Source organism: Nocardioides sp. (assembly GCF_031422975.1).
Taxonomy (GTDB): Bacteria; Actinomycetota; Actinomycetes; order Propionibacteriales; family Nocardioidaceae; genus Nocardioides.
This window is the reverse complement of record NZ_JANPEO010000133.1, coordinates 1-4,544: the sequence shown is the minus strand read 5'-3', so window position 1 is coordinate 4,544 and position 4,544 is coordinate 1. Positions and strand designations below refer to the sequence as shown.

Below are 4,544 nucleotides of genomic sequence, written 5' to 3'. Positions count from 1 at the left end.
CCCCGACACGAGCGTCGCGGACCTGATCGGTGACGTCGACCCGATGAAGGTCGCCGAGGGCCGCTCGCTGGGAGACCCCGAGACGATCCACTTCGGCCTGATTCCCCGCTCGCACCGGGGGATCGTGGCCATCAACGAGCTCCCCGACCTGGCCGAGCGCATCCAGGTCGCGATGCTCAATGTGATGGAGGAGCGCGACATCCAGATCCGCGGCTACGTCCTGCGGCTGCCCCTCGATGTCCTCGTCGTGGCGTCCGCCAACCCGGAGGACTACACCAACCGCGGGCGCATCATCACTCCGCTCAAGGACCGCTTCGGCGCCGAGATCCGCACGCACTACCCGCTCGAGATCGCCGACGAGATCGCGGTGATCCGCCAGGAGGCCCACCTGGTCGCCGAGGTGCCCGACGTGCTGGTCGAGATCCTTGCGCGCTTCACCCGCCACCTGCGCGAGTCCAGCGCCATCGACCAGCGCTCGGGTGTGAGCGCGCGGTTCGCCATCGCCGGGGCAGAGACGATCGCCGCGGCCGCGCTGCACCGCGCGACGATCAACAAGGAAGAGCGGGCCGTGGCCCGCGTCGTCGACCTCGAGACCGCCGTCGAGGTGCTCGGCGGCAAGATCGAGTTCGAGACGGGGGAGGAGGGTCGTGAGAGCGAGGTGCTGACGCACCTGCTGCGTACGGCGATCGCCGAGGCCGTCCGCGGACACTTCCGTGGTCTCGACCTGGGCCTCCTCGTCGAGGCCATCGAGGACGGCGCGACCATCTCGACCGGCGCCCAGACGACGGCCGTCCAGTTCCTGTCCGGGCTGCCCGTGCTCGGTGAGTCCGAGGTCTACGACGACATCGGCGAGCGGATCGGCGCCGCGAACGACGGCGAGCGTGCGTGCGCCATCGAGCTCGCGCTCGAGGGGCTCTACCTCGCCCGCCGGGTCGGCAAGGAGACGGACGGACGGGAGACCGTCTATGGCTGAGGTGAGGAACCCGTGAGCCGCTATCGCAAGTACGACGGCGGTGACCCGCTCGCCCCGCCGGTCGACCTCGCGGAAGCGCTGGACGCGATCGGCGAGGACGTGATGGCGGGCTACTCGCCCGAGCGCGCGATGCGCGAGTTCCTGCGCCGCGGCGGCAAGGACCAGCTGGGGCTCGACGACCTCGCCCGGCGGATCGCGGAGAAGCGACGCGACCTGCTGCAGCGCCACCACCTCGACGGCACGATGCAGCAGGTGCGGGAGCTGCTGGACAAGGCGGTGCTCGCGGAGCGCGGACAGCTCGCGCGCGACGTGGTGATGGAGGACGGCGACCGCACCTTCCGCGAGCTCCAGCTCGACGCCCTCCCTGAGTCGACCGCCGCGGCGGTGGCCGAGCTGGCGGCGTACGACTGGACCTCGCCAGAGGCGCGCGAGGCCTATGAGGAGATCAAGGACCTCCTCGGCCGCGAGCTGCTGGACCAGCGCTTCGCCGGCATGAAGGAGGCGATGGCGGGCGCGACCGACGAGGACCGGGCCGCGATCAACGAGATGCTCCGCGACCTCAACGACCTCCTCGAGAAGCATGCGCGCGGTGAGGACACCGACGAGGACTTCGCCGAGTTCATGGACAGGCACGGCGACTTCTTCCCGGAGGACCCCACGAACATCGACGAGCTGATGGACACGCTCGCGGAGCGCTCGGCCGCGGCCCAGCGGATGCTCAACTCGATGACCCCCGAGCAGCGCGCCGAGCTGATGGCGCTCTCGCAGCAGGCGTTCGGGTCGCCGGAGCTCATGGAGCAGCTCGCGAGGATGGACGCCAACCTCCAGTCCCTGCGGCCCGATCTCGACTGGGACGGCTCCGAGGGCTTCGATGGCGAACAGGGCCTCGGCCTCGGTGACGGTACGGGTGTCTTCCAGGATCTGGCCGAGCTCGATGCGCTCGGTGACCAGCTCTCCCAGTCCTACGGCGGCGCGCGGATGGACAGTGACATGTCATGGGTCGACCTCGACGCCCTCGCGCGCCAGCTCGGTGACCAGGCCGCCGTCGACGCGCGCACCCTCTCCGAGCTCGAGAAGGCGCTGCGTGACTCCGGCTATCTGCAGCGTGGCTCCGACGGAGAGCTGCGGCTCTCACCCAAGGCGATGCGCCAGCTCGGCAAGGCGCTGCTGCGCGACGTCGCCACCCGGATGTCGGGCCGCCAGGGCCAGCGCGAGAGCCGCAACGCCGGTTCGGCCGGTGAGCTGTCGGGCGCAAGCAGGGCGTGGGAGTACGGCGACACCGAGCCGTGGGACGTGACGCGGACCATCACCAATGCAGTGCTGCGCAGTGCCGGCGACGGGCGTACGCGCCCGCTGAGGCTGCGGGTCGAGGACATCGAGGTCCAGGAGACCGAGGAGCGCACACAGGCGGCCGTCGCGCTGCTGGTCGACACCTCCTTCTCGATGGCGATGGACGGCCGCTGGGTGCCGATGAAGCGCACCGCACTTGCCCTGCACCAATTGATCCGCTCCCGCTTCCGCGGTGACCATCTACAGCTGATCGGCTTCGGCAGGCACGCGCAGGTGATGGAGATCGAGGAGCTGACGGGCCTCGACGCCCGCTGGGACAAGGGCACCAACCTGCACCACGGGCTGCTGCTCGCCAACCGGCACTTCCGCAGGCACCCCAGCGCGCAGCCGGTGCTCCTGATCGTCACCGACGGGGAGCCGACCAGTCACCTGGAGCCCGACGGGGAGGTGTCGTTCTCCTACCCGCCGCACCCCCTGACGATCGCCAACACCGTGCGCGAACTCGACAACTCCCGCCGGATCGGCGCGCAGACGACATTCTTCCGGCTCGGCGACGACCCGGGCCTGGCGCGGTTCATCGAGTCGATGGCCCGCCGGGTCGAGGGCCGGATGGTCTCGCCCGAGCTCGACGACCTGGGTGCGGCCGTCGTGGGGTCCTATCTCGGCGACCGGTCGGCCTCGACGTACCGCGAGCACTTCGGTGGCTGGGGCGGCGACCGCGGGTTCTGGGTCGGCTGACGGCCGGGCCCCAGGACGGTTCGATCCGCGGGAGCCGAGCAGACGCTACCGAACAGTCAGGCTGTCGGCGGGCGCTCGGGACCACGCGACTGTTCGGTAGCGCGGAGCGGTCCGTCTGCGGGTACGCCGCTCAGCCAGCGAGCATCCGCATCAGTTCCGCGCCCATGTGCTCGATGACGGCGTTGAGTGCCTTGACCGGGCGGATCATCACGGTGAAGTCGACGATCAGGCCGTCGCCGTCCCAGGTGATGATGTCCACGCCGCTGACGTCGAGTCCGCCGACGACGGTGCGGAACTGCAGCACGGCCGAGTCCTCGCCGAGCCACTCGCGGTCGTAGGCGAGGTGGGGTCCGAGCACGGCGAAGGCGGCTGTCAGGTAGCCGACGACCGTGTCGCGGCCCACCTGAGGCGTGTGCACGGCCGGGCTGCGGAGGACCGCGTCCTCGGCGATCAGCGCGGGCAGGCCTGCGGCATCGCTGCTCGCGGCCACGTCGTGCCAGCGGGCCAGCGCCACGGCAGAGTCCATGCGGGTCATGCTGTCACGCCAGTCGGTGCCCGGTCGTGGACGGCTCACTCGAGGGCGAAACCGGGCAGGTGCTCGGTCAGGATGGCGCGGAACGGGGCCTGTGCCTCGAGCTGGCTAAGCAGGCCGAGACCGCCGAGCCAGGTGCGGTGGATCAACAGGTAGGACGTCGGCAGATTGAGCTTGGTGGCCAGCGTGAAGGCAGGGTCGCGCGGGTTGTTGACCCGCTCGAACTGCGCGCGCATCCACGCGCGGGTGAACTGGAAGTCGTCCAGTCGCGCCGGCTCGACGAAGGGGGCGAGGTAGTCGAGGACGAGCTGGGGGTCGACCTTGACGTTGTCCTTGATGAAGCCCTCGGCGCGCAGCCCGGCGACCAGGTTGTCCGGGTCGGCCTCGGTGGCGACGCGCATCAGCCGTCCCATGGCCTCGGGGAACTGCCCACCGGGGAGACGGGCGACGGCGCCGAAGTCGAGGATGCCGAGCCGGCCGGGCTCGCCGTCGGGGCCAGGCACCGGACGGAAGTTGCCGGGGTGCGGGTCGGCGTGCAGCATGCCCGTCCGGGCCGGACCCACGAAGAGGAAGCGGGCGAGCAGCTCGCCGTAGTGGTCGCGCTCCTCCTGCGTGCCCTCACGGATCACGTGGGCCAGCGAGTGGGGCGACTCGAGCCACTCGGTGACGATCGCCTCGCCACCGACGGCGACGACGTCGGGGATGACGTATTCGGGGTCGTCGCGGAATGCCGTCGCGAAGGTGCGCTGGGCCTCGGCCTCGAGCCCGTAGTCGAGCTCGTCGGCCGCCCGAGCCTGCAGCTCCGCGACCAGCGGTTTGATGTCGATGCCGGGGAACACCGGCGCCACCCCCCGGGCGACCCGGGCGATCTGGCGCAGGTCGCCCATCAGCGCCTCGCCGGCACCGGGGTACTGCACCTTGACGGCCACCTCGCGCTCGGTGCCGTCGGCGTCGCGCCACCGGCCGCGGTGTACCTGACCGATCGAGGCGGCCGCGGTGGGCGCGCCGTCG

General features: G+C 70.9%; 4 protein-coding genes. 2 read left to right on the top strand and 2 right to left on the bottom strand.

What is annotated here, in order from left to right; all coding sequences use genetic code 11:
- Together RMO85_RS04320 and RMO85_RS04315 are read left to right on the top strand one after the other, a co-directional pair.
- A partial coding sequence (locus tag RMO85_RS04320) for a sigma 54-interacting transcriptional regulator (protein ID WP_310526692.1) occupies positions 1-973 on the top strand: 973 nt, incomplete at its 5' end.
- Between the two features lie 12 nt (positions 974-985).
- Positions 986-3,001: a VWA domain-containing protein gene (locus RMO85_RS04315; RefSeq protein ID WP_310526690.1), complete on the top strand. Its 2,016-nt coding sequence runs from the start codon at positions 986-988 to the stop codon at positions 2,999-3,001.
- Between the two features lie 130 nt (positions 3,002-3,131).
- Here RMO85_RS04315 and RMO85_RS04310 read toward each other — a convergent pair whose 3' ends face one another.
- Together RMO85_RS04310 and RMO85_RS04305 are read right to left on the bottom strand one after the other, a co-directional pair.
- Positions 3,132-3,527 (bottom strand): nuclear transport factor 2 family protein, encoded by a 396-nt coding sequence (locus tag RMO85_RS04310; protein ID WP_310526689.1) that lies wholly within the window; start codon positions 3,525-3,527, stop codon positions 3,132-3,134.
- 44 nt (positions 3,528-3,571) lie between these two features.
- A partial coding sequence (locus RMO85_RS04305) for an AarF/UbiB family protein (RefSeq protein WP_310526688.1) occupies positions 3,572-4,544 on the bottom strand: 973 nt, incomplete at its 5' end.

Bases quoted from the DNA above. Each gene is read 5' to 3' on its own strand.
- RMO85_RS04310 (WP_310526689.1), bottom strand. From the start codon at position 3,527: ATGGACTCTGCCGTGGCGCTGGCCCGCTGGCACGACGTGGCCGCGAGC.